Source organism: Hyphomicrobium nitrativorans NL23, from assembly GCF_000503895.1.
In the GTDB taxonomy this organism is placed as follows: domain Bacteria; phylum Pseudomonadota; class Alphaproteobacteria; order Rhizobiales; family Hyphomicrobiaceae; genus Hyphomicrobium_C; species Hyphomicrobium_C nitrativorans.
Window position 1 is genome coordinate 3610240 of record NC_022997.1, and the last position, 26337, is coordinate 3636576.

At 64.2% G+C, this 26337-nt stretch carries 30 protein-coding genes and 1 tRNA gene; 14 read left to right on the forward strand and 17 right to left on the reverse strand.

Annotation, left to right across the window (positions count from 1 at the left end; all coding sequences use genetic code 11):
• Window positions 1–139: 139 nt before the first annotated feature.
• On the reverse strand, window positions 140–766 hold the full coding sequence (gene cmk / locus W911_RS16765) for a (d)CMP kinase (RefSeq protein WP_023788738.1): 627 nt from the start codon (window positions 764–766) through the stop codon (window positions 140–142).
• Window positions 763–2205, reverse strand: coding sequence for a 3-phosphoshikimate 1-carboxyvinyltransferase (gene aroA / locus W911_RS16770; protein ID WP_023788739.1), 1443 nt, complete (start codon window positions 2203–2205; stop codon window positions 763–765). The genes cmk and aroA overlap by 4 nt, the downstream gene beginning before the upstream one ends.
• A 147-nt stretch (window positions 2206–2352) precedes the next feature.
• Here aroA and W911_RS16775 point away from each other — a divergent pair, with 147 nt between their 5' ends.
• Window positions 2353–2733, forward strand: coding sequence for a TIGR02300 family protein (locus tag W911_RS16775; protein ID WP_023788740.1), 381 nt, complete (start codon window positions 2353–2355; stop codon window positions 2731–2733).
• 153 nt (window positions 2734–2886) lie between these two features.
• Window positions 2887–2962: transfer RNA gene (locus W911_RS16780), tRNA-Ala, on the forward strand.
• 377 nt (window positions 2963–3339) lie between these two features.
• Here W911_RS16780 and W911_RS16785 read toward each other — a convergent pair.
• Window positions 3340–3846, reverse strand: a complete 507-nt coding sequence (locus W911_RS16785; RefSeq protein ID WP_023788741.1) for a flavin reductase family protein — start codon at window positions 3844–3846, stop codon at window positions 3340–3342.
• A gap of 304 nt (window positions 3847–4150) precedes the next feature.
• Window positions 4151–4432: a hypothetical protein gene (locus W911_RS16790; protein ID WP_023788742.1), complete on the reverse strand. Its 282-nt coding sequence runs from the start codon at window positions 4430–4432 to the stop codon at window positions 4151–4153.
• A 348-nt stretch (window positions 4433–4780) separates the two neighbouring features.
• On the opposite strand from W911_RS16790, the gene W911_RS16795 reads away from it, so the two are divergent.
• The gene (locus W911_RS16795) at window positions 4781–5062 is read left to right on the forward strand and encodes a YbbN family protein (RefSeq protein WP_144083644.1); all 282 of its coding nucleotides are present in this window, start codon (window positions 4781–4783) and stop codon (window positions 5060–5062) included.
• 21 nt (window positions 5063–5083) lie between these two features.
• Here the strand turns inward: W911_RS16795 and W911_RS16800 are convergent, their stop codons facing one another.
• From W911_RS16800 to W911_RS16815, 4 genes are read right to left on the reverse strand one after another with little or no spacing between them, the layout of a single operon-like run.
• Entirely contained in the window at window positions 5084–5776 is a 693-nt protein-coding gene (locus W911_RS16800; RefSeq protein WP_023788744.1) for a class II aldolase/adducin family protein, read from the reverse strand.
• On the reverse strand, window positions 5773–6876 hold the full coding sequence (gene mtnA / locus W911_RS16805) for an S-methyl-5-thioribose-1-phosphate isomerase (RefSeq protein ID WP_023788745.1): 1104 nt from the start codon (window positions 6874–6876) through the stop codon (window positions 5773–5775). The genes W911_RS16800 and mtnA overlap by 4 nt, the downstream gene beginning before the upstream one ends.
• Window positions 6877–6900: 24 nt before the next feature.
• Complete coding sequence (locus W911_RS16810) at window positions 6901–7131, reverse strand: hypothetical protein (protein WP_023788746.1); 231 nt, start codon at window positions 7129–7131, stop codon at window positions 6901–6903.
• A gap of 11 nt (window positions 7132–7142) precedes the next feature.
• Complete coding sequence (locus W911_RS16815; RefSeq protein ID WP_425277594.1) at window positions 7143–7679, reverse strand: adenine phosphoribosyltransferase; 537 nt, start codon at window positions 7677–7679, stop codon at window positions 7143–7145.
• A gap of 119 nt (window positions 7680–7798) precedes the next feature.
• Between W911_RS16815 and W911_RS16820 the strand changes: the two genes are divergently transcribed.
• Entirely contained in the window at window positions 7799–8203 is a 405-nt protein-coding gene (locus W911_RS16820) for a hypothetical protein (RefSeq protein WP_023788748.1), read from the forward strand.
• Window positions 8204–8309: 106 nt separating this feature from the next.
• Here the strand turns inward: W911_RS16820 and W911_RS16825 are convergent, their stop codons facing one another.
• The 4 genes from W911_RS16825 to W911_RS16840 form a co-directional block, all read right to left on the reverse strand.
• Entirely contained in the window at window positions 8310–8507 is a 198-nt protein-coding gene (locus W911_RS16825; RefSeq protein ID WP_023788749.1) for a CsbD family protein, read from the reverse strand.
• A 145-nt stretch (window positions 8508–8652) separates the two neighbouring features.
• Complete coding sequence (locus W911_RS16830) at window positions 8653–8832, reverse strand: DUF1328 domain-containing protein (RefSeq protein ID WP_023788750.1); 180 nt, start codon at window positions 8830–8832, stop codon at window positions 8653–8655.
• A gap of 162 nt (window positions 8833–8994) precedes the next feature.
• Complete coding sequence (locus tag W911_RS16835) at window positions 8995–9807, reverse strand: quinoprotein dehydrogenase-associated SoxYZ-like carrier (RefSeq protein WP_023788751.1); 813 nt, start codon at window positions 9805–9807, stop codon at window positions 8995–8997.
• Window positions 9808–9958: 151 nt separating this feature from the next.
• Window positions 9959–10522, reverse strand: a complete 564-nt coding sequence (locus W911_RS16840) for a thermonuclease family protein (protein ID WP_051388575.1) — start codon at window positions 10520–10522, stop codon at window positions 9959–9961.
• Between the two features lie 605 nt (window positions 10523–11127).
• On the opposite strand from W911_RS16840, the gene W911_RS16845 reads away from it, so the two are divergent.
• Together W911_RS16845 and speD are read left to right on the forward strand one after the other, a co-directional pair.
• Window positions 11128–13269 carry an AsmA family protein gene (locus W911_RS16845; RefSeq protein WP_210163469.1) on the forward strand — a complete coding sequence of 714 codons (2142 nt, stop codon included), beginning with the start codon at window positions 11128–11130 and terminating at the stop codon, window positions 13267–13269.
• A 397-nt stretch (window positions 13270–13666) separates the two neighbouring features.
• Window positions 13667–14032, forward strand: coding sequence for an adenosylmethionine decarboxylase (speD, locus tag W911_RS16850; RefSeq protein ID WP_341872099.1), 366 nt, complete (start codon window positions 13667–13669; stop codon window positions 14030–14032).
• 78 nt (window positions 14033–14110) lie between these two features.
• Here the strand turns inward: speD and W911_RS16855 are convergent, their stop codons facing one another.
• Complete coding sequence (locus W911_RS16855; RefSeq protein ID WP_041319285.1) at window positions 14111–14524, reverse strand: Fur family transcriptional regulator; 414 nt, start codon at window positions 14522–14524, stop codon at window positions 14111–14113.
• Between the two features lie 312 nt (window positions 14525–14836).
• Here W911_RS16855 and W911_RS16860 point away from each other — a divergent pair, with 312 nt between their 5' ends.
• The 5 genes from W911_RS16860 to W911_RS16880 all read left to right on the forward strand — a co-directional run bounded on the left by W911_RS16860 (window position 14837) and on the right by W911_RS16880 (window position 19503).
• Complete coding sequence (locus W911_RS16860; RefSeq protein ID WP_023788756.1) at window positions 14837–15535, forward strand: 50S ribosomal protein L25/general stress protein Ctc; 699 nt, start codon at window positions 14837–14839, stop codon at window positions 15533–15535.
• Between the two features lie 63 nt (window positions 15536–15598).
• The gene (pth, locus tag W911_RS16865; protein WP_023788757.1) at window positions 15599–16345 is read left to right on the forward strand and encodes an aminoacyl-tRNA hydrolase; all 747 of its coding nucleotides are present in this window, start codon (window positions 15599–15601) and stop codon (window positions 16343–16345) included.
• Window positions 16346–16630: 285 nt separating this feature from the next.
• Window positions 16631–17452 (forward strand): hypothetical protein, encoded by an 822-nt coding sequence (locus tag W911_RS16870; RefSeq protein WP_023788758.1) that lies wholly within the window; start codon window positions 16631–16633, stop codon window positions 17450–17452.
• Window positions 17453–17644: 192 nt separating this feature from the next.
• Entirely contained in the window at window positions 17645–18742 is a 1098-nt protein-coding gene (gene ychF, locus W911_RS16875) for a redox-regulated ATPase YchF (protein ID WP_023788759.1), read from the forward strand.
• Between the two features lie 188 nt (window positions 18743–18930).
• A complete protein-coding gene (locus tag W911_RS16880) occupies window positions 18931–19503 on the forward strand; it encodes an SAM-dependent methyltransferase (protein WP_041316733.1) in 573 nt (190 codons plus the stop codon).
• Window positions 19504–19585: 82 nt separating this feature from the next.
• On the opposite strand, the gene W911_RS16885 is transcribed toward W911_RS16880, so the two are convergent.
• Window positions 19586–20098, reverse strand: a complete 513-nt coding sequence (locus W911_RS16885; RefSeq protein ID WP_023788761.1) for a DUF1097 domain-containing protein — start codon at window positions 20096–20098, stop codon at window positions 19586–19588.
• 184 nt (window positions 20099–20282) lie between these two features.
• On the opposite strand from W911_RS16885, the gene W911_RS16890 reads away from it, so the two are divergent.
• Window positions 20283–20567 (forward strand): EF-hand domain-containing protein, encoded by a 285-nt coding sequence (locus W911_RS16890; protein WP_023788762.1) that lies wholly within the window; start codon window positions 20283–20285, stop codon window positions 20565–20567.
• Window positions 20568–20586: 19 nt separating this feature from the next.
• On the opposite strand, the gene W911_RS16895 is transcribed toward W911_RS16890, so the two are convergent.
• Entirely contained in the window at window positions 20587–21411 is an 825-nt protein-coding gene (locus W911_RS16895) for an SDR family NAD(P)-dependent oxidoreductase (RefSeq protein WP_023788763.1), read from the reverse strand.
• 42 nt (window positions 21412–21453) lie between these two features.
• Window positions 21454–21912 (reverse strand): hypothetical protein, encoded by a 459-nt coding sequence (locus W911_RS16900; RefSeq protein WP_023788764.1) that lies wholly within the window; start codon window positions 21910–21912, stop codon window positions 21454–21456.
• A 116-nt stretch (window positions 21913–22028) separates the two neighbouring features.
• Between W911_RS16900 and W911_RS16905 the strand changes: the two genes are divergently transcribed.
• Window positions 22029–23369 (forward strand): pilus assembly protein TadG-related protein, encoded by a 1341-nt coding sequence (locus W911_RS16905; protein ID WP_158412883.1) that lies wholly within the window; start codon window positions 22029–22031, stop codon window positions 23367–23369.
• A gap of 15 nt (window positions 23370–23384) precedes the next feature.
• On the opposite strand, the gene W911_RS16910 is transcribed toward W911_RS16905, so the two are convergent.
• Complete coding sequence (locus W911_RS16910) at window positions 23385–25061, reverse strand: acyl-CoA dehydrogenase family protein (protein ID WP_041316736.1); 1677 nt, start codon at window positions 25059–25061, stop codon at window positions 23385–23387.
• A gap of 291 nt (window positions 25062–25352) precedes the next feature.
• On the opposite strand from W911_RS16910, the gene W911_RS16915 reads away from it, so the two are divergent.
• A complete protein-coding gene (locus tag W911_RS16915; RefSeq protein ID WP_023788767.1) occupies window positions 25353–26231 on the forward strand; it encodes a YihY/virulence factor BrkB family protein in 879 nt (292 codons plus the stop codon).
• The last annotated feature ends 106 nt before the right edge of the window (window positions 26232–26337 follow it).

Consider the following 26337-nt stretch of genomic DNA (forward strand, 5'->3'; position numbering starts at 1 on the left):
CGCCGAAGGCGCGATAAGGCGCACTCGGGCAGTCTGCTGCCGGCAGGGGATGTGGATCTTGTCTCGGTGCCGCCGTGATGGGCCTCAGCCCGCCAGTAAAAAATTGAGACGCGAGGCCCGCTTTGGGTGCCATGCGGCTCTATTGGCCGATCTTCCTCTTGATCAATCCGACGGCGGCGTCGAATGCGGCTTCTATACTCAAGTTACTCGTATCAAGCAACATCGCATCGGCGGCCATCGCGAGGGGAGAAATTGCCCGGTCCGCATCGCGGGCATCGCGGGCCAAAATGTCCGCCAGTACAGTCTCATAGGCAACGCCCGCACCACGGGCGTCGAGCTCGGAGAAGCGGCGGCGGGCCCGCACCTCGGGGCTCGCGGTGACGAAAATCTTAACGTCGGCGTCGGGGCACACGACCGTGCCGATGTCGCGGCCGTCCAGCACGGCCCCCGGCGCCTGGCGGGCAAAGGCGCGCTGATACGAGAGCAGCGCCGCCCGGACCTGCGGAATTCGGGCCACGATCGAGGCCGCGTCGCCCGCGGCCGCTCCCCGAAGCTCGGGGTCCTCAAAGCGGGCGGGGTCGAGCCCGCGCGCTACGGCAACGGCAGCCCAGGGATCCTCCAGCCGGAAGCCCCAAGCCGCCACGTCGCGCGCGACCGCCCGATAGAGCAAGCCGGTATCGAGGCAGGCATATCCGAGGTGATCGGCCAGCCGCTTGGCCAGGGTGCCCTTGCCGGATGCGGCCGGCCCATCGATGGCAACGATCATTTCGTCGCCTCGCCGAAGCGGGCGCCGATCCCTTCCATCAGCGACTGAAACGTGGGGAAGCTGGTCGCGATCATCGCGGTGTCGTCAACCGTCACGGGCGCGTCGCTCGCGAGCCCCATGACGAGGAAGGCCATCGCCATGCGGTGATCCAGGTGCGTCGCGACGAGGCCGCCGCCCGGCACCCCCCTTCCGCTGCCTTCTACCGTGAGAGTGTCGCCCGATGCCTCGGTGGTCACGCCGTTCGCAAGCAACCCGGCCACGGTCGCGGCCAGACGGTCGCTTTCCTTCACCTTGAGTTCCGCGAGCCCCTCCATGCGCGTCACGCCGCGGGCAAAGGCGGCGACGACGGCCAGCATCGGATATTCGTCGATCATCGACGGGGCCCGTTCCGCAGGCACCGTCACGCCGGACAATTCGGAATAGCGCACCCGGATATCGGCCACCGGCTCACCGCCCTCCTCGCGCTGGTTGAGGAAGACCACGTCGCCGCCCATCTCCTGAAGCGTCGTGTAGAGGCCGGTCCGCGTCGGGTTGACCAGGATGCCACGGACGGTCACCTCCGACCCCGGCACGATCAGCGCGGCCGCGACCAGAAACGCGGCCGACGACGGATCGCCCGGAACCGCGATGTCGCGGCCCGTCAGCTCTGACTGGCCGCGCACGGAAATCCGCGTTCCTTCGGGGGCCGGCGCAGTGGCAACCTCGGCGCCGAAATAGCGCAGCATCCGCTCCGTATGATCGCGGGTCGCTTCGCGCTCGACGACGCTCGTCTCGCCAGCCGTGCCGAGCCCCGCCAGCAGAACGGCGCTTTTCACCTGGGCCGACGGCACGGGCAGCACATAATGGATCGGCGCGAGCCTGGACGAGCCGCGAACGGTGAGCGGCAGCCGGTCGCCCTCCCCTTCCACATTGACGCCCATCGCCTTCAAAGGCCCCAGAACACGGGCCATCGGCCGCTTGGAGAGCGACGCATCGCCGACCATCGTCACCGTAACATCGTGCGGCGCAATCACGCCCATCATCAGCCGGGCGCCCGTACCCGAGTTGCCAAAATCAATCGGGCCTTCCGGATTGCGGAGGCCGCCGGTTCCGCGGCCCAACACCTCCCAGACGTCGCCGTTTTTCTGGGCCGGAGCACCCAGCGCCGTCATCGCGCGGGCGGTATTGATCACGTCTTCGGATTCCAGCAGCCCACGGATGCGTGTCCGGCCGGTGGCAAGCCCGCCCAGCATGAGCGCACGATGCGAGATAGATTTGTCCCCCGGCACGGCGATTTCGCCCTTCAGAGGGCCCGACTTCAGGGCCGCGAGGGGATGAGGGTCGCCGTGCGGCGCAGCGGGCTCGACGTGGGGCTTGGGATGCGTCACGGGCTGAAACGGGCCTTTTTTCCTGGCGTGGCGCGGACGTCCGAAGCGTGCGCCGCGCCATCGATCTTTCATGCGGGAATATTCGCATAGAGCCGCCGCGGGCGGGGCCTGTCAATGCCAGCGGCGCCTACCCTGCGGATCAAGCCGGTTTTCGTTTTGACAGCCGCCAGATGCTGTGGCAGACCCCGCTATCCCGAATTTACTGTGAGCACGAAAGCCATGGCGACAAAGCAAGCGCGCGGGACGAAGCGCACCTGCCAGAGCAGCGAATGCGATGCGCGGTTCTATGATCTCGGCCGCTCGCCGATCGTATGCCCGATCTGTGGCACGGTGTATGAGCTGGCCTCCTCTCCGCTCGGCGCTGCCGCAGCCAGCGAGGAGCGCAGCAGCCGCCGCGGCCGCAAGCCCGATTATGCGGTCAAACCCGCTTCCGAAGAGGCCGCCGACGACGCCGATGAGCTGGAGGTCGAAGACAGCGACGACGACGATTCGATCTCGGCCACCGAGGACGAAACATTCCTTGAGGAAGAAGAGGAAGAGGGCGGCGACGTCTCGAACATCATTGGCGGCCCCGTCAAGGAAGGCGACGAGGAACGCTGATTGCGAGGTGAGCCGGTGCGCGAGCATCCGATTTCCGTGCACCGCCGCCAACTTCGCACTTGCAGTTTTGAAGCGATCGGCCTAATGAGCCGGTCTTCCAGACCATGCCTCGGGCGGGCGGTTCGCTCCCCAGGCATCGGATCCCAACGGTCAGGGGCCATAGCTCAGCTGGGAGAGCGCTTGCATGGCATGCAAGAGGTCACCGGTTCGATCCCGGTTGGCTCCACCATTTTTTTTCGTACACAAGTGGCGATAGGCATCGCGTAACGTGCCGAGTGCAGGTGGATGGCCGGCGCACTCGCGCCGGGTCGCCTTGCTCCCGGGCCCTGCGGGCCGTGGTGGTATCTTCGTACACAAGCTGCGAGAAGCGTCGCTCAATCAGCGTGGTGCTGTGTGGAGGGCCGCGGCACTTGCCGCGGGCGCCCTTGGCGCCTGAGCGCTGACGCGCTTCGGTGAATTCGTACACAAGCTGAGATAAGCATCGCTCAATCAGCGTGGTGCTGTGTGGAGGGCCGCGGCACTTGCCGCGGGCGCCCTTGGCGCCTGAGCGCTGACGCGCTTCGGTGAGTTCGGACACAAGCTGCGAGAAGCGTCGCTGCCGCGGCTTCAGGGAGTCGCGGGGGCGAGTTCCACGTATGCACCGCGATGATAGAGCAGCGGGCTCCCGTCTTGCGATGCGGCGCCGGCGATCACCGCTCCGAAAAATACGGTGTGCGACGTCGTATGCTTGTAATCGGCCAGACGGCATTCGAGTTGGCAGACTGCCGATGCGAGGATCGGAGCGCCGCTCTCACCCACAGACCAGTCGCCCGTGCTGAACCGCTGCTCTCCGCGCAAGCCCTCCACGCCCGAGAACACGCGCGCGACAGCCTCCTGATCCGAGGCCAGGGCGTTGATACTGAAGACGCCGTTCTCGATGATGACGTCGTGGACGCTCGCCGCTCGATTGACGCAGACCAGAACCATCGGCGGTAAATCGGTGAGAGAACACACCGCGCTCGCAGTCAGACCGCTGCGCTGCCCCGGCTCTCCCGTGGCGACAATCGAAACCTGCCCCGCGACGTTTCGCATGAGGCGGCGAAACGCGTGGCTATCGATGGGTTCGGCGTTCATACAGGCTCCGGACGAAATACGATCGACGTACGGTGCGTTTGCGGGCTGCACGCGATCAGTTCCTAGATTTCAACTTAGCTCCGTATACGCTAGGTCGGCGAAATACGGCAAAAGGCCCGAGGGCGCGCTCGTGACGCGCCGCATCGAGCGAAACCGCATGCCTCCGTCGGAGACGATATACTATCCGGTTTGAGTTTGGAGCTAGAGCGTTTTCCGATCCGATGGAATCTGATCGGACGCTCTATCTCTTTGACGAGACCGATGATTCACGCTTCAGGCTGGTAGGGCCTGAAGCGATCATGGTCTAGCCCGCGCGAGAAACGCCGGCCTCGCCGGAATGCCGCGAGCGCTTCTCGTCGCGCCTGCGCCAGAACAGGCGGTCGGTGAGCGCAAGAAGGTCGACGGCGAGCGTCAGGAGGGGTGCAACCAACAGGTAAAGGATCTTGGTGTCTGTGCCGCAGTGACGCCATTCATGCCGCGCGATCCACAGCGCACGCCCGACGTAGAAGACGATCAACACGAGAAGCGCGAGCAGAATTGAACGGCCGGACGGAAAAAAGGCGAGGCTGATCGTGTCGTGAAGCACCGAAAACCACCAATAATGATAAATGCGCGAACAATTCTAACATCGAATTGGACCCGAGGTTCCAGTTGAGGCACCCCTTACGGGATTGCACCTATGGCACATCGGCGCATACGCGACCCGGTTCCTGACCGACGCCGCGACCGCCGTCCTTTACCTTGACGGCAAGGCTCGCGTCGGAGGTGGGCTTCATGGCATCGAAGATGCAGCCGGGGCCTCATGCGCAAGATATGGCCCCGTCTCCCGTTCTCGTCCCGTCTCACAATGGGATTTCTGCTGGCGATCTTCGCGCCGCAGGCCAGCGCCGCGCCGGACCCCGGAGGGGCTGTATCGGCGCCCGGGACCACTGGCATGGAACTGATCGCGTTCGAAGCGCCCGGCTGCGCCTACTGTCCCATTTTCCGTCGTGACGTCGCCCCTTCGTATGGGGCCAGCCGCGCCGGGAAAGCGGCACCGCTACGTTTCATGGACCTCAACGACGGGGCGGCGGACCGCTTCAAACTCTCGTCCCCGATCACCGTCGTGCCGACGCTCGTGCTGGTGCGCGACGGCGTCGAGATCGGCCGGATCGCGGGATACGTCGGGCCGGCCAACGTCTACCACATCCTAAATACGATGCTGCCGCCGGAGTGAGGCCGCCAAGACGAAGGCCCGTCAGCCGGTGCCGTCCCGCTGCTGGCCGTATGTCTTGAAGCGTTCGAGTACGACGGCCATTTCGTCCTCGGGAAGCAGGACCGGCTCACCCAGCGTCAGCAGCTTCACGTACTGCTCCGCCAGCGCCTCCACCTCGTGCGCGAGCGCGAGCGCGCCGGCCAACGTCCGGCCCATCGCAATCGCGCCGTGATGCGCCATCAGACACGCGCGCCGCTCGGCGAGGCCGCTCGCGACATGCGCGGCCAGGTCCGCACTGCCGAAGGTTGCATACGGGACGAGGGGAATATCTACGCCGCCCGCCACGGCCACCATGTAGTGAAACGCCGGGATGGAGCGCCCGGCGCAGGAGAGCACAACTGCGTGAAGCGAATGCGTGTGGACGACGGCCGACATGTCGGGGCGCGCCGCATAAGCCGACAGATGAAACTGCCATTCGGACGACGGGGTTTTCTGCTTGCCGGGCACGGTGCCATCGCTCGCAACGTAAACGATATCTTTCGGGCGCATGCCGGCGTACGCGAGGCCTGTCGGCGTGATCAACATGCCACCATCGAAGCGCGCCGATACGTTGCCGGACCGGCCGGGCGACAGGCCGCTGTTGCTCATCGCGCGCGCGGTCTCGATCACGGCGGCGCGCAGGCGGCTTTCCTCGCCGCCGACGGATTTGCGCGCGCCTGCCTTGGCTTTCGTCATGCTGCGCTCTCCCGACGCTCCGGGTAAAGCGCTGCGAGGCCCTCGCGGCTCGCCAGCGCAATGCCCCGCTCGGTGATCAGCCCCGTGACAAGACGAGCAGGCGTGACGTCGAAGGCCGGATTTGCGGCGGGCGAGCCGGGGGCGGCAATCTCAACCTCGGCGACCGTGCCGTCCGCGGTGCGCCCCTGCATCACAAGCACCTCGTCCGCGCCGCGCTCCTCGATGGGAATGTCGCGCCCCGAGGAGAGCGTCCAGTCGATGGTGGAATAGGGCAGGGCGACATAGAACGGCACGCCCGTATCGTGGGCGGCGAGCGCCTTCAGATAGGTGCCGATCTTATTTGCGACATCGCCGTTCGCCGCGACGCGATCCGTACCGACAATACAGAGATCCACCTTCCCGTGCTGCATCAGGTGTCCGCCCGCGTTGTCGACGATCAGCGTATGCGGAACGCCGTGCGCGCCGAGTTCGAATGCGGTGAGAGCCGCGCCCTGATTGCGGGGGCGCGTTTCATCCACCCAGACGTGGACGGGAATGCCCGCGTCATGCGCGTGATAGATCGGCGAGGTGGCCGTTCCCCAATCCACGCACGCAAGCCAGCCCGCATTGCAATGGGTGAGGATATTGACCGGCTCGCCCGCGGGCTTCGTTTTCGCGATCTCCTCGATCAGCTTGAGGCCGTGACCACCGATGCGGCGGCAGGTCTCCACGTCCTCGTCCGCCATCTCGGCCGCTTTCGCGAAGGCGCGGCACGCGCGGTCTCCGGGCGGTTGAGGCTGAAGCACGCTTCGCATTTCCTCCAGCGCCCAGCGCAAGTTTATGGCTGTCGGGCGCTGTCCGGCGAGAAGCTCAATCGCCTGCGCGAGGGCCGCATCGGATGCGTCGCGGACCAGCGCAAGCGCCAGGCCGTACGCCGCCGTCACGCCGATCAGCGGTGCGCCGCGCACCTGCATCACGCGAATGGCGTGGGCGGCCTCTTCTAAGGTTCCGAGCGTCACCGTTTCGAAGCGGTGCGGCAGGCGCGTCTGGTCGACGATCACGACGGATGCGCCGTCGTCGCTCGGCCAGATGGTTCGATAGAGGACGCCGTCGATCTTCATGTCAGGATCATCTCATTTTCCGTCTCAGTCGGCATCGCCCAACGTCGGCGATCCCAGCGGGATATGGATCGTCTCGTCGAGACCGCACCCGGCACACGCGAGGTGATACCATTCCGCATAGGGCCGGGCAGAGCGGTCGGCCAGAGCCAGGCCAGGCGCGCTGCACCGGGGGCAGGGGTGAGCCGCGTCGGGATCGCTCCGCCATGCGGCGATGACCTCCAGAGACGTGCGAAGCTCGTCCGCCGTCAAACCCATGCGGCCTCTGCTCAATGCCCGTCGAACGCAACCAATGCGTGACAGGGAATGCCATGGCTCTTCACAAGCTCAAGCCCGCCGAGCTCGGGAAGATCGATGATGAAGGTTGCGCCGACGATCTCGCCCTTCGAGCGGCGCAGAAGCTTCACGGCCGCGTCCGCCGTGCCGCCCGTCGCGATCAGGTCATCGACGATGAGCACGCGTTGACCCGGCGCGAGCGCATCCTCGTGGATTTCGATCACGTCGACGCCGTATTCGAGCGTGTACTCCTGGCCGATCGTCTTCCACGGCAGCTTGCCCTTCTTGCGGATCGGGATAAACCCGCAGCCGAGCCGGTCCGCGATGGCGCCACCCAGAATGAAGCCCCGCGCCTCTATTCCGGCGACCGCATCCACGCGTTCTCCTTCGAACGGTTCCGCCATCGCGGCAACGGCCGTCTTCAAGCCCTTGGCGTCTCCCAGCAAAGTCGTCACGTCGCGAAACATGATGCCCGGCTTCGGATAATCCGGAATCGTCCGGATCAAATCTTTAAGTCCCCTCACGAACACCTCCCCGTCAAAATCGCGGCGCAACTTAACAATAACCTCGGCCAGAGGATAGGAGAACGCGCCTGGGGAAGGGCCCGCGTACAAGGCTTTCACGGCCTTTTTCTAGTCAAGGACCCGATATGACGGATGCAAACTTTGCGCTGGCGGCGGACAGCGATTTCGACGACCTCCCGCGCACGTTGAGACGTGAGCGCGCGTTGCGCGACCGGGAAGCGCGCGAGCGCAAGGCCCGCGAGACGCGTGAGCGCGATGGCCCCTCGCTCGACTCGCTGGGCGAGCCGCCCCCCTATCTTGCGCGCTCCATTCCGCCGGTTGCCTATGGCGACGATCCGATCCCGGCTTCCGTGCAACGGTTCGAGGTGCCGTTTGTCAAGCTTGCGGCGTTCTTTCTCAAGGCCGTGCTGGCCGCCATTCCGGCGCTGATCCTTCTCGGCGTCATTCTCTATTTCGCCGGCAAAGGGCTCGAAGCTTATTTCCCGGATCTCGTGCGCATGAAGATCCTGATTTCCTTCCCCGGCGGCTGATTGCGACATTCATCGCAGGGGCCTTACCGCAAAAAGCCGGCGCGCAATCCGCGCACCGGCTGAAAGTTGTTTTGCGCCCGGCTTAATGCCGGATCTGTTTTTGTTATCAGAGCGAGTTCGACCAGTCATCGAGCTCCTTCTTGACCTGATCCTTGCCGTAGCCATAGCGCTCCTGGATCTTGCCTTCGAGCTGCTCACGACGCCCGTTGACCACGGTCAGATCGTCGTCGGTGAGCTTGCCCCACCGCTCCTTGACCTTGCCCGAAAACTGCTTCCAGTTGCCTTCGATACGGTCCCAGTTCATGGCGAACTCCTGTGTCTGTTATTGTCTGTTATCGGTTCTTCACCGTGGTTCCTGTGGCTTCGAGCCATGCCGGTGCGCGCCGGCTCATCGCCGAGCGGCAAGGTTCATGAGATCGAAGCTGTCGTGTCGGCGCTTAGAGGCGTCGTCAGCCCGCTCCGCGACGGATAAGTCCGAGGACGAGCGAAACGACGAGGAAGACGATCGCGACCCAGAAGAGGAGACGCGCACCTTCCATTGCCGTACCGGCAACACCGCCGAAGCCGAGAAACGCCGCGACAAGTGCAACCACGAGAAAAACCACGGCCCAGTGCAGCAGATTGCCCATAAAGAACCAACTCCCACGTTCCACGGTTTTTCTTAGACGGCGAATGAACGCACACCACGGAGCTTTGGTTCCTTGGCGTTTCTGGGCGTGCAGGAAAATAGAAATGTCCGTTCGCGCGGTGCCGCGATGCACGGTAAAGGGCCGAATAACGTTATCAGCCGTTCAACCTGCGGGCCCGATCGGAAAGAGCTGCGTCCATGCGGCACCGTCCGTGTCCTCGGCCGTGATCACCAATTCGGCCGCGCTGCCGGTCGTATAGTCGAACTCGACAACCGGGTTCTGCGCGAGCGTGATCGAGCCGGTCATTTCGAACATCAGCACGTCGCCTTGCCGGACCTCGATACGCGACACCATCCGCAACGGCGTGTAGTGCAGCGTGATCTGATCGAGCACCATGCCGGTGTGGTTGGGGTGGTTGAGCTCAAAGCGTGCGCGTGCGGCCTGCCGGGAGCCGGTGGGCTGCGCGCCGACGGGCGTGAGGTTCATCTTCCCCATGTTGGCTGCGATCTCGTCCGGATCACCCATCGGCGGCGCGGAACACGATGCCTGCCCACCGGCAAACTTGACGAATTGCTCGACCATGTAGAGCGCGCCGTCGCTCGCCTCCACCACGACACGCACGTCCGACTGCTGATCGAGACGAATGTGGGTGGCAAGGCGGATCTCGCTGCGCGCCTCGCCAAGGCGGAAGACGGCGGCCACGGGTGCCGGGTTCTCGTCGACGATGAACGAGACCGCGCGAACGGTGCGTCCGTCCTTCAACGCGATCTCGGCCGAGAGCGGCACGCTGCGGACATCGTCGGGGCGATAGGGCGCGGTGAGCGCGACGATGCCGCGGCCGTCGTGAATCGTGCGTGCGCCGAAGGCTTCGGCATGGATCTCGTCCCACCTCTCGCCCGCGGACGCATATGTTCCCGACGCCGTGACGATGAGGGCAGCGAGCAAAACGGACGACAATGCCGAACGGCGGACCATGGGGACGCTTCCCTTCTCTCGACCCGAACCGAAAAGACTAATGGCAACGCACGCGGGATATTCTCCCGGCGCGGCCGACTGTCTCTCCGGGTCCGGAGGAAGTCAATCCGTCCGTTATCGTGAGTAACGAGCGGCATCGACCGCCGCAGGCTCAACCCCGATCGCGGACGCGCGCATTGCGGCGCCGCTCGCGGAAGGCCCAGGCGGGCTCGGCTTCGCCCTGCCAGATTCCGGCTTCGGCGCTGCGCGCTTCCCGCTCAGCGGCCACATAGCGCGTCGAATATCTGACGAAAGCCCAGGCGAAGCCGCTGCGGACCATTTCGGCGTTGATGTCGAGGCCGTCCACGGTGCACCAGCCCAACGTGCGGCCATAGCGATCCTCGCCGACATCATCGCACGCGACATGGCGACCGCTCGTCATGCGCTTCAGGTGCTCCGTCGCGTCCTTGCCGCACGGCCAGAGCCCCGTTCCCTTCCGGCTGCACATCTGCGCACTTTCGGGAGCGTCGATGCCTTCGAGCCGGATGCGCGTGCCCGCGATCTCGATGGTATCGCCGTCGAGGACCTTGGCGCGGCCACTGACCACGGACGTTTCGCTTTCAGCGGTGTCGGCCGTGCGGGAGGAAACCGCCGAGGGAAGCGCGAGCAAGCCCGCCGCGACCAGAAACAGAACGGCGGACGAGAGAGGACGAAGAAGACGACCTTTTTCACTCATAGGTTGCATTTATGACTGAGTCGGGTGTCGAAATGCAGACCCGAACGTGGCGAAACGGGGAAACATCAACTGGAAAAAGACTTGGCGATTCGTTGACCTAGTCCATAAAATCCAACCGACCCCTCACCGCTTCCCCCGCCCGCATAAGTTGCAGATGACCGTAAAATCGAGATCCACGTCCGTGGTGGCCCGCTGCCCGCAACACGTGGATAAACGTGGCTGAGCGGGCGCAAAACCGGCCGCGCCCTGACACATTTGTTGCGTAGGGGCTTAAGGTTGCGGCCGTGCGTGGCCACAAAAGCTGGCCAACTGCCTGAAAGTCAGGAGCCGATGACGAGCAGAAATCCGCCTCCGGGGCGGCCACCAAGACTGGATAGCTATCGTCCCGCAGAGGAGCGGCCCGGGGGAATGTCCCAGCCGCCGCGTCCGGGGGCCCGGCGCACGCTCATCATGGGCACCCGCAGGGCCATCCCGGTTCGCTTCCGCCGCAGGGCGGTTACGCTCCCCAGGGCGGATACCCGCCTCAAGGCCAGCACAGACCGTCTCCCCCCCAGGCGCGGCGCACACCGCCGCCCCAGCCTCAACGCCCCAGCGTCGCGACGATGATGCTCTATGCGCTGCTCGGCCTGATGGCGATGGCCGCCGGCGCCATTGCGATCGCGATGTTCACGCTGCCCGCCGGCTTTGTGCGCGACCGCATTATCGTCGCCGTCAAAGAGCGGACGGGACGTGATCTCGTGATCGCGGGTCCGGCATCCTTTACGGTGTTCCCGTCGGTCGGGATCTCGCTCGGCGACGTATCGCTCTCGGGCGGGCCCGGCTTCGAGGATGCGGCGCCGCTCGTCAAAATGAGCGCGCTCGACGTCAGCGTCGCGCTGTGGCCCCTGTTCCAACGCGAGGTGCGCGTTCAAAAGCTCGCGCTGCGCGATCCCGTCTTCCACCTCGCAGTCGATGCCGACGGGCGGCGCTCGTGGGAGTTCGCCGCACATGACGGGGCGCCGGCGGCAGTCCGTTTCGCACAAGCCAATACGGGAGCACCGATCTCGGACGCCGATCCGGGCTTTGCGGCACCCGTATCCGATACCACGCCGCGCGGTTCCAACTTCCGCGTTGGAGATCTCGCACTCGACGACGTGCGCATCGACAACGGCGCGCTCACCTATCACAACGCGCTGACGGGAGGCGGCGCCGAGCTTTCGGCGATCAACGTTTCGCTCGCGGTTGCGGCCCTCACCCAACCGCTCAACGCAGACGGCAGCCTGGCGTGGAAGGGGCGCACCGTGCGCTTCGACGGCACGCTGACCTCGCTTGCCGAGTTCCTTGCCAACCAACCTGCCAAACTCAAGGTGGCGCTCGCCTCCGATGCGGCCGAGGCCACGTTCGAGGGCTCAGCGACACTTCAGGACGCGCTGCTGACGGAGGGCATTCTTTCGGCGACCTCGCCTTCCGCGCGCGATCTTTTCGCGTGGTTCGGGACCGACCTCAGCCCTTCCGATGGTTTCGGACAGCTGTCCGCCAAGGGCCTTCTGCGCGGCACGCGCGAGCAGTTCACCTTCTCAAACGCGGAGATCGTGCTCGACCGCACCACCGCGCACGGCGAATTGAGCCTCGACACGCGCGGCATGAGACCGTTCGTCAAAGCCAATCTCAAGCTCAGCGAGCTGGACCTCAACCTCTATCGGTCCAAGGGCGGGCAGGCGGCACCGGCGCCGCGCCCGCGCGAAACGGACGCGAACTCGATCGACGATATTCTCGAACGCACCGAGCCGGCGCCTCCCGGGCCGCGCGTGCAGGGCTATACCGCTCGTGCGGGGTGGAGCAACGATCCGATCGATCTCGACGGGCTCGGGCGGCTCGATGCCGACGCGAAGCTCTCCATTGCCCATCTCACGGTCGACACGATCCGGCTCGACCAGTCCGATCTCACAGTGCTGATCAAGAACCGCGTCATGACGACGACGCTCAACGAGGTGCGCCTCTACGGCGGCGTGGGGCGCGGCACGGTGATGCTCGATGGATCGGCCGGAGCCAGGGCGCGCCTCGGCGTCGACCTCAAGACGGAAGGCATCGAGGCGCTGCCGCTTCTCAAGGATGCAGCCGACATCGACAAGCTCACCGGCAAAGGCCGCCTCGGCGTCGTCCTGACAGGCGACGGGACGAGCGAGCGCGAGATCGTCGAGACGCTCGCAGGCCGCATCGAGTTCGCTTTCGAGGACGGCGCGGTGCTCGGCGTCAACGTGGGAGAAATGCTGCGCAACCTCAGCCGCGGAAATCTCGGCGGGCTCGCAACGGCCCCGACCGACAAGACGGACTTCAGCGCGTTGACGTCCACCTGGACCGTGACCGCCGGTGTCGCGGAGAACCAGGATCTCAGGCTCACGAGCCCCCTTCTGCGTCTCACGGGTTCGGGGCGTGCGCTCCTGCCTCAGCGCGAGGTGGACTACACGCTGAAGCCGCGATTGGTCGCCAGCCTCTCGGGGCAAGGCGGCGCGGCAGACTTGTCAGGCCTCGAAATCCCGGTTCGCGTAACGGGTCCCTGGGACGATCCGAAGTTTGCGCCCGATCTTTCAGGGTTGGTGGCCGATCCCGATCAAGCCGTTGGCGCGATCCGCGAACTGGGAAAGCAGTTCAAGGGCAAGAACGCGAACGAGATCGTCGACGGATTGCTGGGTAGCGACGGGGAGGCCCGCGGAAACGCGCGGCAGACGGGCAAGAAGCTGCTGGAGCAGTTCCTCGGACCGCGATAGCCGTCACGATCCAGGTTCATGCGCGTTGTTCGACGCCTAAATCTTCACGCTCAAACGCCGCGACAACACGGCCATCATTTTTTGAAGTCGAGGGGGCACTTTCTACTTGCGGGAGGGGGGCTGTTGCCTCATATCAGCTGTCTCCGTTCGACCACCTGCCCTTAAGGTCAAGGACAAGATCCCCAAACCCCCAGGTAAGGAGCGGACGGGTCACATCTATCTGCTGGTTGGGGAGGGTCATATGGCCTTTAATGACACCCTCTTCCAATTGGGGATGGACTTGACTCGTTCAAGCCCCGCCCAAAAGGAAGAATTTCGTGTGCCCGCGCGCGTGTCGCGCACCGTTACAATGGGCACTGGTGAGGATCAAGGGACTGCCCCAGCGGGTGGCAAGCATTTGCTTGTCGACCTTTACGGCGGCAAGCGGCTCGACGATGTCGGGCATGTCGAACGAACGCTGAAGCGCTGCGTGGAAGCCGCGGGCGCGACACTTCTCCATCTTCACCTTCAACCGCTTGAGCCGACCGGCGGCATCACGGGCGTTGCCGTGCTGGCCGAGAGCCACATCTCGATCCATAGCTGGCCCGCCGAGGGTTATGCTGCGCTCGACGTGTTCATGAGCGGCAGTGCGGACCCGCAGCGGACGGTCTCCGTGCTCAAGGAGGCCTTCGAGGCGGGCGAGGTTGTGGTCAGGACGCACCGGCGCGGCAAGGCATCGAAGTCGCGTTCCAACGCACCGGCGCGCAAGGTGCGGGCCGCCTGATCCGTTCGCCGTCTTGCAGATAGACAAAGGCGCGTGGCCGAACGCCGGACACGCGCCTTTTTTGTTGCGGAGTGCGGGTCAGGACGCCTTAGCCGAGCAGGCCGAGCAGCGCCCGCGCAGTTCCAATGTCATGGCGCGCACCGTGTATTTGGCGCGTTTGGCCCATGCGGCGAGCGCCTCAACCGCGCGCGGTTCGGAAAACTCGGAAACGGTGCCGCAGTCGTCGCAGATGGCGAACACTGCTGCGCCCTCATGCTCGGACGTATGGCAGCAGGCCACGAAGGCATTGAGCGACTCGAGACGGTGCGCCGAGCCAGACGCGATCAGGCGGTCGAGCGAGCGATAGACCGTCTGCGGCGCCAGCGAGGCGCGGTCGCGGAGATGGTCGATGATCTCGTAGGCCGACACCGGCCGCGCGCTTTCGCGGAGTGCCGTGAAGATCAGCTTGTCGTGCTCCTGCGCCGGACGGCGCTTGCTCAGTTTACGGGTCATCTCGTTCTCGGGAATCGTCATAAGTCTTGCCGACCGTAGCCTATGTAGCTTCGAATACGAATTGAAGCGCCGTTTGGCCCATAGCCATCGAACGGCGGCGGGCGCACCCTCCCCGTCCAATTCCAGACTTTTACGTACGATTTGGCCCACTTGACGGCCAGCTTCAGCGGCGGAACGGCGATTGCCAAGCTTCTCCGCCACGGCTATAACCCGCCGATCTCAAGCAAACGCGTGAGACCTGTCCGGCACCCTTGGAGGCCGCAGGCAGTGACATGGGCCGCTCAAGGCCCTTTTTTCATTGGAGAAAATGCCATGGCAGAGACCATCGAGTTCAAAGCCACGGCGCGCCCGCGTGCAGGCAAGGGGGCCGCACGCCAAGCTCGCCGGGAAGGGAACGTTCCCGCAGTCATCTATGGTTCCGGGGAGCCCCCCGAGACCATCGCCATCAACGGCAACGATCTGTGGAAGCAGTATATCAAGGGTCATTTCACCTCGACCGTGATCAAAATCACCGTCGACAGCAAAGAGATCCTCGTCATTCCGCGAGACGTGCAGGTCGATCCGGTGAAGGATCACCCGATCCACGTCGATTTCCTGCGCATCGCCAAGGACGGCATCATTCGCGTCGCGGTGCCCGTGCACTTCACGAACCACGCGCTTTCACCGGGCCTCAAGCGCGGTGGCGTCCTCAACATCGTGCGCCACGAGATCGAGGTGTTCTGCCCCTACGATCGCATTCCCGCGCAGTTCGAGGTCAATCTCGACGGGTTCGATATCGGCCGCTCGATCCACATCTCGTCGATCGCGATGCCAGAGGGTGTCAGCCCGGTCATCCAGGATCGCGACTTCACGGTTGCCACCGTTGCGGGCGCCAAGAAGGAAGACGAAAGCGCGTCGGCCACCGAAGGCGCGCCGGCAGCCGACGCCAAGGCTGCAGCTGGCGGCAAGGCGCCTGCTGCAGGTGGCAAGGCAGCTCCGGCCGCTGCCAAGGCTCCGGCTGCGAAGAAGTAAGCCACGAAGCGAGAGGCCGGCATCCGTCACGGGGGTGTCGGCCTTTTTTGTTGAGGCCCTTCCATGAAGCTTTTCGTCGGCCTCGGAAATCCCGGCAACGAATACGCCCGTAACCGGCACAACGTCGGGTTCATGGCGGCAGACGCCATTGCGGACGCGCATGGCTTCGGCCCTTGGAAGCGCAAGTTTCAAGGTCTCGCGGCCGACGGCGAGATCGGTGGCGAGAAGGTGCTGCTGCTTAAGCCCCAGACCTATATGAACGAGAGCGGCCGGGCTGTCGGCGAAGCCGCGCGCTTTCTCAAGATCGCCGAAAAGGACATCGTCGTTTTCTACGACGAGATCGATCTCGCGCCCGGCAAACTCAAAATCAAGACGGGCGGCGGTAACGCGGGCCACAACGGCTTGAGGTCGATGTCGGCTCACATCGGCAACGACTATGTGCGCGTGCGGATCGGCGTCGGCCATCCCGGCGTGCGCGAACTCGTCGCCCGCTGGGTACTGTCCGATTTCGCGAAAGCGGACCAGGAATGGCTGGAGCCGCTGCTCGGCGCCATCGCGAAAGCCGCGCCGCGCCTCGTGCGCGACGACCAATCCCGCTTTCTCACGGACGTGGCGCGCGAGATCGGAGAACCCGCCGATCCGAGGAAAGACGGCAAGACGGGAAAAGACGTCGATAAGGGCGACGGCGATGCGCCAGCCGCGCAGCCCAAGGCCCGCTCGCATCCTCGCGGCGAACGGGCGGGAAAAAGCGCAAACGCGCTGGCGGAAAACCTCAAGAAATGGCTCGCGGGCCGCAAGCCCAGCGAATAGCGCCGTCTCGTTTCCAATGGAAATCTGGGCTATACCCGTATCCAAAGCGTCTTCCGATGAGATCGGATCGGAAGACGCTCTGGATCTTTGAGGAGACCGATGATTCACGCCTCAGGCTGATAGGGCCTGAAGCGATCATGGTCTCTTGAGTTAGACCGATGATTCACGCTTCAGGCTGATAGGGCCTGAAGCGATCATGGTCTCTTGAGTTAGACCGATGATTCACGCTTCAGGCTGATAGGGCCTGAAGCGATCATGGTCTGGAGTTCATGAGGGGGGCGCCGCATGACTGCCGACATCGAAGACGCCAAGGAAAAGCGGCGCAGACGCGCGCGCGGAGCGTGGCGAACCTATAAATGGTTCGACCGCATCCGGAGCTGGCAGGACTGGTACACGTGGTTCGCCTCGTTCTTCCAGACCAATGCGGGCGTCGCGACCGCGCTTACGGCGACTGCTGCGGTGACGACCGCTGCTGTGATAGCGCACAACGTCGTCATCGATCCTTATGCGGAACCCTATACGCCGGTCGAAGTGGCGCCGCTCGTCGAGCCGGTGCGCCAGACGCGCGGCACGATGATTTTCGAGATCGAAGGCCATGACACGTTTGGCCGGCGCGCGACCTTCGACGTCGTCGTCGCCAAGAACCAATATTTGTGGGTGCGCGGAAGCTCCGACCAACTCGAACGCGACGGCCGGGTGATCTCGGGCGCGGAAGTGACGCGTGACGTCCTCGATCAGGAGGTGCGCGACGGGCTTGCGGGCGCGCGCGAGATCATCGCTGTGGGCACGGCCTCGCAGGAGGGCAGCGCGGCCGTGGAAAAGGCACGCGCCGGGCGTCGAGCCCAGCGTACGGCCGCGTTCGTTTCCGAGGTCGTTCCGGATACCGCCATTCCGATCTCGGCCTTGAACCTCGGGCAGTATCGCGAACTGAGAAGCCAGCGCGGCCAGGACGCGACCGACTGGCAGCGTCCGTTCATGGTGATCGCGGTGAAGGACGTGGAGGAGGGCGCCATCCTCGCGGAAGCGCTGTCGGACGCCATGAGCGGCCAAGACAGGCTGCCGAAGCCCGCCAACTATTCGACGTTCGAGCTGGAAAAGATCCGCTGAACGTGAAGGTTTGCGGGCGATTGGGCGCGTTTCGACGTCCCGCCCACTGGCCGCGGCGCCGTTCGGCATTGATCGGCGCGGCGCTCCGGTGTAATCGCCCGGCAACGGTATTCGATCTCAAGAGGCCAGCCGGCCTCTCGCGGAGCACGGCTCACGCCCGCGGTTTCGCGACCATCACGAAGGCTTTCTCCCATGGGTTTCAAATGCGGCATCGTGGGCCTGCCGAACGTCGGCAAGTCCACCCTCTTCAACGCGTTGACGGCGACGGCCGCGGCAGAAGCGGCGAACTATCCGTTCTGCACCATCGAGCCCAACGTGGGCGAGGTCGGCGTGCCTGACGAGCGGCTCGCCAAGCTCGCCGAGATCGCAGGCTCCAAGGAGATCATTCCGACGCGCCTCACCTTCGTCGACATCGCGGGCCTCGTGCGCGGCGCCTCCAAGGGAGAAGGTCTCGGCAACAAGTTTCTCGCGCATATCCGCGAGATGGATGCCATCGCCTACGTGTTGCGCTGCTTCGAGGACGACGACATCACGCATGTCGAGAACCGCATCGACCCCCTGGCCGACGCCGAAGTGGTGGAGACCGAGCTGATGCTCTCCGACATGGAGAGCCTCGAACGGCGCATCGCAACGGTCGAGAAAAAGGCCAAAGGCGGCGACAAGGACGCAAAGGCGCAGCTCGCCGTGATGGAGAAAGCGCTCGCCCCGCTGCGCGACGGCCGGCCTGCGCGCTTTGCCGATATCACGCCGGAAGAGCGCGCGATCTTCACGGGGCTTCAGCTCATCACGTCGAAGCCGGTGCTTTACGTCTGCAACGTCGACGAAGCGTCCGCGGCGAGTGGAAACGCGCACTCCGCGAAGGTCGCGGAGCGGGCGCAAGCGGAGGGTGCGGCATCCGTCGTGATTTCGGCGAAGATCGAATCCGAGTTCTCCGGTCTTCCGCCTGAGGATCGTGCGGAGTTCCTCGAGTCCATGGGGCTTTCGGAGCCCGGCCTCGACCGCCTGATCCGCGCGGGTTACCGGCTTCTGGATCTCGTGACCTATTTCACCGTCGGCCCTAAAGAAGCGCGCGCGTGGACCATCGTGCGCGGCACCAAGGCCCCGCAGGCGGCCGGCGTCATTCATACCGACTTCGAGAAGGGCTTCATTCGCGCCGAAACCATCGGGTACGACGAGTACGTGACGCTCGGCGGCGAGACGGGCGCGAAGGAAGCGGGAAAAATGCGCCTCGAAGGCAAGGAGTATGTCGTCGCCGACGGGGATGTGCTCCACTTCCGCTTCGCGAATTAGTCTCGTAGAGCGTCCGATCCGATGGAATCGGACGCTCTACGTTTTCGATGAGACCATGATCGCTTCAGGCTGATAGGGCCTGAAGCGATCATGGTCTCTTTCGTCAGACCGATGATTCACGCTTCAGGCTGATAGGGCCTGAAGCGATCATGGTCTATACTCCCCGCTTCCCGGCAGAGGAGTGTCGCGTGTCGTTTCGATCCCCGTTCACAGCAGTCGCTCTCTTTTGCGCACTCGCGGCGGGTGCCGTCGTCAGCGCACCTGCGAACACGGCGCATCCGCCCGAAGTGCTCTATTTTCCGACGCCGCAAGCGGCCGTCGACGTCATGCTGGAGATGGCGGATCTCAAAGAGGGCGATGTGCTCATCGATCTCGGATCGGGGGACGGTCGCATCCCCATTACGGCGGCCAAGCGCTACGGCATCCGGGCGGAAGGCGTGGACATCAATCCAGACCTGGTCGCGAAGGCCACCGAGAATGCCGAGCAAGCCGGCGTCGCCGACAAGGTCGTGTTCAAGGAGCAGGACCTGTTCGAGACGGAGCTTGGCGACGCGACGGTGATCACGCTGTTCCTGCTCACGTCCATCAATTTGAAGCTGCGTCCCGAGCTGTTGAAGCTCGCGCCCGGTACGCGCATCCTCTCCTACAATTTCGGCATGGGCGAGTGGACGCCGGACAGGACGGAGATCGTCGAGGGCCGGGCCGTGCATCTGTGGGTGGTCCCGGACAAGGCGCCGGAGTTCAAACCCATCGGGCCTTGAGCGATCTGCCGGCCGTGAGGGACATGGAGCGTTTTCCGATCATCGGATCGGAAAACGCTCCATCTCTTTAGTTAGACCGGGCTCAGGACTTCGTGAGCGCGCCCGCGAGCTTCTGCGAGACGAGGCCGAACACCGCGCCGACCACCATCGACGAAGCGATGACGATTGCCGGGTTCGACAAGTCGGGACGCGTCAACGCGAACGCGGTGTTCGTGAGCAGCGTGAACGCGACCGTCGAAGCAAAGCCGTAGACCTGAGCCGGAATGGCGGAGAACGGCGAGATTTTTGCGCCGAGGATCATCAGCGCAACACCAATCGCAACGCAAATGGCGGCCCAGAGGGGAAGCCCGAGTGTGCTCCCGTATCCCGTCTGCGTAATCGCGATGAGCGTGATCGCGCCCCAGAGCACGCCCCACAGGTTTGCGAGAACGCTCGACGTGAAGCCGCTCGTGCCGCCGCCTGCATGATAGAAGCTGGCCCAGGCGATGAAGGCGGCCCAGATCTGAAGGCCGAAGCCGAACGGTGACAGGAAAAGGTAGGTCGCAACACCGCCAAGCAGGCCGATGCTGACCGCAAGTGCCGTGATAAGGTCCATGGAAGTCTCCCCTGTTGCGGCCGATCGGTTCTTCGACGTCTTCCGGCCGTGTACGGAGGCTACTGCACAAACATGAGGCATATTCGCCACATGCTGACTCTTTATGATGGGCGCAATCACGGCAGGCCGCAGCCAACGCTCTTAGCTCTTTGAATGAAACGCGTTTTCTTACGGGAGGTGCTCAATGATCACGCGGATGTTTATGGTGTGGTTCGCTCTCGTGCTCGGAGGCCTTGCGGCGCACGCGACAGACAAAGGCGGTGCGGCGGGCTCCGTGCTGAGCCTCGACGACTGCCGCGCCATCTGGAATCTGGCCGCGGGGCGGAGCGATCTCGGACGGGACCAGGCCCAACCCTACGTGCCGGACTTCGCCGCCGTCGATGTCAACGGCGACGGCAAGATTACGAACGCAGAGTTCCGGGCAGGTTGCGAGACGGGCCTCGTGCACAAGGCCCGGCGCGCCGACTGAGGGCGCTTGCGCGGTCCGTTCAAATTCTCTGGATGAGCCAGTCGGCGAGCGGCGGGGGAAGCGCGCGCTTCGCGGCAGCGGCGATATACGTCGGCACCGTCACCTTGTAGCGCCGCTTGGGCCGCGCGCTTTCGACTGCGTGGACGAGCTTCCAGGCCACCGCTTCCGGCTCCAGCTTGAATGTGGACTTTCCGCCCTGCTCCATCGCGGCAAGGCGCCGGACGTACGTCTCGCGATGAGGCGAACCCTCGATATCGACGCTCGCGCGAAAGTTTGCGAGCGCGGTTGGGACGAAGCACGTGCGGATCGGCCCCGGCTGAATAACGGAGACGCGGATGCCGCTGCCCGTAAGCTCGTAACGCAAGGCATCGCTGAGCGCTTCGAGCGCATACTTCGACGCGCAGTAGGCGCCGCGATAGGGCACCGACACGAAACCCAGCACCGACGAGCATTGCACGATACGGCCTTCGCCTTCAGCGCGCATGGCCGGGATGAGGCGCCGCGTGAGATCGTGCGTGCCGATCACGTTGACCTCGATCTGGCGCCGCAAGCACTCGGGCGTTATGTCCTCGACCGCGCCGACCTGACCGTAAGCGCCGTTGTTGAACAGCGCCGTCAGGCGGCCGTCCGTGATGCGCAACGCCTCGTCCGCAGCCTGGGAAATGGAGACCGGATCCGCAAGATCGAGCGCAATGGGCGTGACGCCCACGTCGCGTTCGAGCATCGCGAGATCCTCCGCTTTGCGGGCCGTCGCAAGCACGCGCCAGCCGCGCTCCTTCATGAGACGCGCGGAGGCGAGGCCGATACCGGACGAGCAGCCGGTGATGAGGATCGAACGGGTCATGCTCCCGCATTTAACGGGAGCGGCCGGGAAAGGAAAGCACGGCTATTGCGGCGGGCCTTGAAAATAGAAATAGAGCGTATCGAGAAAGCTCGCGCCTTGAGGTGTGAACACGAGCGCCGACGGCTTCCCTTCGCATTTGATCTCTGCACCCTTTTCCGCATCGAAAGAGAGGAAGATGCCGTTCACGCGGAAGGCATTGGCGGGCGCTGCAAACGTGCAGCCTTTCTTTTCGAAGATCTCGCGCACGTGCTCCTGCAGCGCGGGGCCGGGCGCACCGGGCTGCTCGGGATTTGAAATCGCATCGATCACCGGCTTCGCGCCGTGTTTACAGACCATGTAGCGATCGTGCTGGAACTCGCAGTGGGAGAGCCACGTGCGGCCAGGGTCCGCCTCGAAAACCTCGGCACCCGGAAGTCCGTCTTCATACGCGTGGACGGGCGAGAGAAGGGACGCAAGGCATAGCAGTGAAGCGGCAGCAATCGAGGCGTGAACTGATTTCATTTCGGGTTCCGAATAAGGATTGATCGGGGGACGATTAATGCAACGTTCAGACTGCCATCCTACGTTTCACATCATTGATACGTTTGCTGTTTATCTGTCTACGAATGATATCCGTCATGATGAATACCTTTGGGCCATCGCACTTCATCCGCACGCTGATTTCTTTCCGCGTCCCTGCCCGCGCCTTGTGCGTGCGCTTCCTCGAACGTGGGGACGGAAGCGTGGCGATTCCGTTTGCGGCGTCGTTGCTCGGTCTCCTGCTCTTCATCGGCCTGGCCATCGATGCCGGCGGCGCCTACAGCACGAAAGCCAAGATCGACGCCATTACAGATTCCGCTTCGCTCGCGGGTGTGTCAACGGCCCGGCTGGCGCTTCTCGACGGCGGCCCGGGCGGTGGCAATGCCGAAACGGCCCTCGCATCTGCGAAGGACCGCGCTTCCAATTTCTTCGCCGTTCAGATGGCCGGCCTTTCGGGCATCGATGGGGCGGCGAACGTCTCGGTGACCTTCGATAACGGTCAGATTACGTCCTCCGTCACCTATACGGCGACCTTTCGCCCCCACCTGCTGCCCCTTTTCGGCTTCAACGAAATGACCATCAACGGACATGCCGTCGCCTCGTCCGCGATCCTGCCCTTTATGGAAGTCACGCTTCTCATCGACACGTCCGGCTCCATGGCCATCGGGGCCGATGCCCGCGAACAGGCGTTGCTGAAGAGCCAGATCGGCTGCGCGTTCGCCTGCCACGATAACGCACCCGTAAAAGGTTACGCGAATTCCTATCTTTACGCGAAGGCCATGGGCATCACGCTGCGCTACGATGCGATCAATGCCGGCATCAAGAAGATGATCGACGAGTTCGACGAACTCGATCCGGACGCAAAATCGATTCAGGCTTCGATCTGGTCTTTCGATACCTACTACAACCGCAAGCAAACGATGACAGCGAGCCGGTCTCAGCTTCGCTGGAACCTGCCTGCCGCGCCCGCCATGTCGGGCAAGACAGAAGGCGCGACGAAATTCAACGAGGGTATCGGCTCCGTCCTCTCGGCCATCGGACAGGGCGGAAGCGGCGCGACCGCGGCAAGCCCCATGAAGCTCGTCATTCTCGCAACCGACGGCGTGCAGGACCCGGGCCGCTTCTGGGTCGATCAGCCGTCGTACCGTTCCGAGGTCGCGCCCATCAATATGTCGTTCTGCGAGACGCTGAAGAGCCGGAACATCCGCGTGGGCATTCTGCACACGCCTTATATCCCGATGCCGGACGACTGGGGCTACATGGCGACGCTCGGCCAGCCGAGTCAACTCGGCAACCCCGGCACACGCGCGGACGATGTCTCGCGGGTGCTGAAATCCTGCGCGGGCGACCTCTACTTCGAGGCCGACAGCAGCAGCAAGATTGCCGAGGGATTCGTCAAGATCCTCCGCTCGGCAAACACGCCACGTCTCGTGATGTAGCCGCCGCCCACACTCCTACTTGTCTTCGAGCAGACGGCGCGCGATGACCTGCGCCTGGATTTCGGCCGCGCCCTCGAAGATGTTCAAGATGCGCGCGTCGCACAGCACGCGGCTCACGGGGTATTCAAGCGCAAAGCCGTTGCCGCCGTGGATCTGGAGCGCGTTGTCCGCGTTGGCCCACGCGACGCGGGCGCCCAAGAGCTTGGCCATGCCGGCTTCGAGATCGCAGCGGTGTCCCTCGTCCTTCTCGCGAGCCGCGAAATAGGAGAGCTGGCGCGCGATCATGGTCTCGACCGCCATCATCACGACCTTGTTCGCCACGCGCGGGAACTTGTAGATCGGCTTGCCGAACTGGTTGCGCTCAAGCGCGTACTTAAGCGCGAGGTCCATCGCGCACTGGGCGACGCCGACTGCGCGGGCGGCCGTCTGGATGCGCGCGCCTTCGAAGGTGTTCATGAGCTGCTTGAAGCCCTGCCCCTCGACGCCGCCGAGCAGGTTTTCGGTCGGCACTTCGAACGCGTCGAAAGAAATATCGTACTCCTTCATGCCCCGGTAGCCGAGCACCTCGATCTCGCCGCCCGTCATGCCGGGGGCGGGGAACGGGTCCTCGTCCGAGCCGCGCGGCTTCTCGGCAATGAACATCGAGAGGCCCTTGTAGCCCTTCTCGTCCGGGTTGGTGCGCGTGAGAACGGTCATTATGTCGGCGCGCACGGGATGCGTGATCCACGTCTTCTGCCCGGTGATCTTGTAGACGTCGCCTTCCTTCACGGCGCGCGTCTTGAGGGACGCAAGGTCGGAACCCGTATTCGGCTCGGTGAACACGGCCGTCGGCAGCCATTCGCCGGTGGCGATCTTGGGAAGATACTTCTCCTTCTGCTCCGGCGTGCCGTTGTTGTGAATGAGTTCGCCCGCGATCTCCGCGCGGGTGCCGAGCGAGCCGACGCCGATGTAGCCGCGCGACAGCTCTTCCGAGACGACGCACATGGCGAGCTTTCCGAGGCCGAGACCGCCGTACTCCTCCGGCAGCGTGAGGCCGAAGACGCCGAGTTCGGCGACCTTGTTGACGATCTCGATCGGGATGTAGGCGTTGGCGAGATGCCACTCATGCGCGTGCGGCACAACCTCGGCTTCCGAGAAGTCGCGCATCTGCTCGTGGATGGCGGCCATCGTCTCGTCGAGGCCGGAGTTTCCGAAGGTGGTCGCGCCTTGCGCGTGCTCGATCAATTCCGCGAGGCGGGCCTTGAGCGTCTCCGAGCTGCCTTCGGCCACGATGTCGGCAATCTCGTCCTCGTACTTGCGGATCGCGGCGCGCGGGATGCCCAGCGCGTCCGGGCGAATGATTTCGAGCTGGCTCATCGGGATGCCGCCCGCGATCTGTGCACCATATTCCGCGAAGGCCGCCAGCAGCAGAAGCTGCTCGATCTCGCCGAACGAGCCCTCTTCGTTGAGGCGTGCGGCCCAGAGGTTCATCTGGCGCAAGGCTTCAACGGTGGTGGCGAACCATGCGAGGCCGTGGGCTGCGTGCTGCGCGGCATCGACGCCGCCAGCCTCGGCGACTCTGGCCCGGACGCCCTGCTTCGCCAGGGCGAGCACCCCGTCGGCCGCGGCTGCGGCTTCAGCGGTCCGCGCGATCAACTGCGCAGGACCTGCCGCAAGGAGGCCACCTTCGGGTTTGAGCTCAGCAGTCGACATGGGTTCCATTCCTCCGATCGATGCGCTCCGCGACATTCCGTCCGCGCGCCAGCCTCTTCAGTTCGGCCGTTTCCGGACGTCATCTGCAAATTTCCGGGCCTCTCCGTCAAGCCATAGTCGGGCATGCGCGCCACAGCATCGCACCATTCGGGACATCTGCAACGCCAGCCCGATGCGGGAACTCCAACCGATTCCGCGCGTACAATTGAGCCGACGCAATGGACCTCGCGCCTCTCGATGGCTAGGGTGCGCGCTCATGACTTGCACAAGCGACCACCGAACCGCCCGCCAATGAAGCGTCTTCGCACCGTATTCACGGCCATTTACCGGCTCTACGAGCACTCGGGCTTCGCCATGGCCGGTGCGGTGGCGTTCGCGTTCGTGGTCTCGCTCTTCCCGTTCTGCATCTTTCTCGGCGGGCTCGCAGGCTTGTTCGGCGGGCGCGAGCTTGCGGCCGAGGCCATTCACCAGTTGTTCCAGAACCTGCCGCAGGACGTGGCGGAAGCGCTGGTGCCGCAGGTGGAGGCCATCATGGGCCGCACGCGCATCGACCTTTTGACGTTCGGCGGCTTTCTCGCGCTGTTCTTCGCCACGAGCGCGGTGGAAACGCTGAGGGCCGCGCTCAACGGCGCCTATCGCGTCGTCGAGACGCGCTCGTATCCCGCCTGCCTCGGCCTCAGCATGCTGCTCGTTCTGGTCAGTGCGGCATCCATGCTGGTGCTGACATGGGCGGTGGTCGTGGGACCTGCATTCGCCCAGCAGATGATCGAGCCCTCATGGGTCAAGACCCTGTTCGATTCCACCTGGCTGGGACCGACCGCACGCTACACGCTCGGTGGCATCGTGATCGGCGCGCAGCTTCTCGCGTTTCATCTCTGGCTCGCAGCCGGCAAGCGCCGCTTGTCGGATGTGCTCCCGGGCGTGGTGTTCTCGGTGGTGGTGTGGCTCACGATCGCGGGCCTCTATTCCTACTATCTCTCGATCAGCAATTACGCGCGCTTCTATGCGGGTCTTTCGCAGCTCATGATCGCGATGATCTTCTTCCAGGTGACGGCGGTCATCATCATCCTGGGGGCGGAGCTCAACCGAGGCATCATGGAATTCAAGAAGCTCGCGAACGGCACGCATCCCGACTTCATGCTTCCGACCCACGACGGCGACGTGTCGTAGAGCGTTTTCCGATCCGATGGAGCCAGATCGGAAACGGCATGTTTCGCGTGCCGCAATGAAAAAGCGCGGCACAGGTGCCGCGCTTTTCATGTTTCATGAGATCGTC

What these genes read in the sequence shown, in the direction of transcription:
- cmk (WP_023788738.1), bottom strand. Translation starts at nt 766, where the DNA reads ATGATCGTTGCCATCGATGGGCCGGCCGCATCCGGCAAGGGCACCCTG.
- W911_RS16825 (WP_023788749.1), bottom strand. Translation starts at nt 8,507, where the DNA reads ATGAACTGGGACCGTATCGAAGGCAACTGGAAGCAGTTTTCGGGCAAG.
- W911_RS16800 (WP_023788744.1), bottom strand. Translation starts at nt 5,776, where the DNA reads ATGACGAAAGCCAAGGCAGGCGCGCGCAAATCCGTCGGCGGCGAGGAA.
- W911_RS16845 (WP_210163469.1), top strand. Translation starts at nt 11,128, where the DNA reads ATGCTCTATGCGCTGCTCGGCCTGATGGCGATGGCCGCCGGCGCCATT.
- W911_RS16895 (WP_023788763.1), bottom strand. Translation starts at nt 21,411, where the DNA reads ATGACCCGTTCGATCCTCATCACCGGCTGCTCGTCCGGTATCGGCCTC.
- W911_RS16810 (WP_023788746.1), bottom strand. Translation starts at nt 7,131, where the DNA reads ATGGGTTTGACGGCGGACGAGCTTCGCACGTCTCTGGAGGTCATCGCC.
- W911_RS16835 (WP_023788751.1), bottom strand. Translation starts at nt 9,807, where the DNA reads ATGGTCCGCCGTTCGGCATTGTCGTCCGTTTTGCTCGCTGCCCTCATC.
- mtnA (WP_023788745.1), bottom strand. Translation starts at nt 6,876, where the DNA reads ATGAAGATCGACGGCGTCCTCTATCGAACCATCTGGCCGAGCGACGAC.
- W911_RS16890 (WP_023788762.1), top strand. Translation starts at nt 20,283, where the DNA reads ATGATCACGCGGATGTTTATGGTGTGGTTCGCTCTCGTGCTCGGAGGC.
- W911_RS16885 (WP_023788761.1), bottom strand. Translation starts at nt 20,098, where the DNA reads ATGGACCTTATCACGGCACTTGCGGTCAGCATCGGCCTGCTTGGCGGT.
- W911_RS16860 (WP_023788756.1), top strand. Translation starts at nt 14,837, where the DNA reads ATGGCAGAGACCATCGAGTTCAAAGCCACGGCGCGCCCGCGTGCAGGC.
- W911_RS16855 (WP_041319285.1), bottom strand. Translation starts at nt 14,524, where the DNA reads ATGACCCGTAAACTGAGCAAGCGCCGTCCGGCGCAGGAGCACGACAAG.
- aroA (WP_023788739.1), bottom strand. Translation starts at nt 2,205, where the DNA reads ATGAAAGATCGATGGCGCGGCGCACGCTTCGGACGTCCGCGCCACGCC.
- W911_RS16915 (WP_023788767.1), top strand. Translation starts at nt 25,353, where the DNA reads ATGAAGCGTCTTCGCACCGTATTCACGGCCATTTACCGGCTCTACGAG.
- W911_RS16910 (WP_041316736.1), bottom strand. Translation starts at nt 25,061, where the DNA reads ATGTCGACTGCTGAGCTCAAACCCGAAGGTGGCCTCCTTGCGGCAGGT.
- W911_RS16840 (WP_051388575.1), bottom strand. Translation starts at nt 10,522, where the DNA reads ATGAGTGAAAAAGGTCGTCTTCTTCGTCCTCTCTCGTCCGCCGTTCTG.
- W911_RS16775 (WP_023788740.1), top strand. Translation starts at nt 2,353, where the DNA reads ATGGCGACAAAGCAAGCGCGCGGGACGAAGCGCACCTGCCAGAGCAGC.
- pth (WP_023788757.1), top strand. Translation starts at nt 15,599, where the DNA reads ATGAAGCTTTTCGTCGGCCTCGGAAATCCCGGCAACGAATACGCCCGT.
- W911_RS16905 (WP_158412883.1), top strand. Translation starts at nt 22,029, where the DNA reads ATGATGAATACCTTTGGGCCATCGCACTTCATCCGCACGCTGATTTCT.
- W911_RS16870 (WP_023788758.1), top strand. Translation starts at nt 16,631, where the DNA reads ATGACTGCCGACATCGAAGACGCCAAGGAAAAGCGGCGCAGACGCGCG.
- W911_RS16820 (WP_023788748.1), top strand. Translation starts at nt 7,799, where the DNA reads ATGACGGATGCAAACTTTGCGCTGGCGGCGGACAGCGATTTCGACGAC.
- ychF (WP_023788759.1), top strand. Translation starts at nt 17,645, where the DNA reads ATGGGTTTCAAATGCGGCATCGTGGGCCTGCCGAACGTCGGCAAGTCC.
- W911_RS16830 (WP_023788750.1), bottom strand. Translation starts at nt 8,832, where the DNA reads ATGGGCAATCTGCTGCACTGGGCCGTGGTTTTTCTCGTGGTTGCACTT.
- W911_RS16795 (WP_144083644.1), top strand. Translation starts at nt 4,781, where the DNA reads ATGGAACTGATCGCGTTCGAAGCGCCCGGCTGCGCCTACTGTCCCATT.
- W911_RS16900 (WP_023788764.1), bottom strand. Translation starts at nt 21,912, where the DNA reads ATGAAATCAGTTCACGCCTCGATTGCTGCCGCTTCACTGCTATGCCTT.
- W911_RS16785 (WP_023788741.1), bottom strand. Translation starts at nt 3,846, where the DNA reads ATGAACGCCGAACCCATCGATAGCCACGCGTTTCGCCGCCTCATGCGA.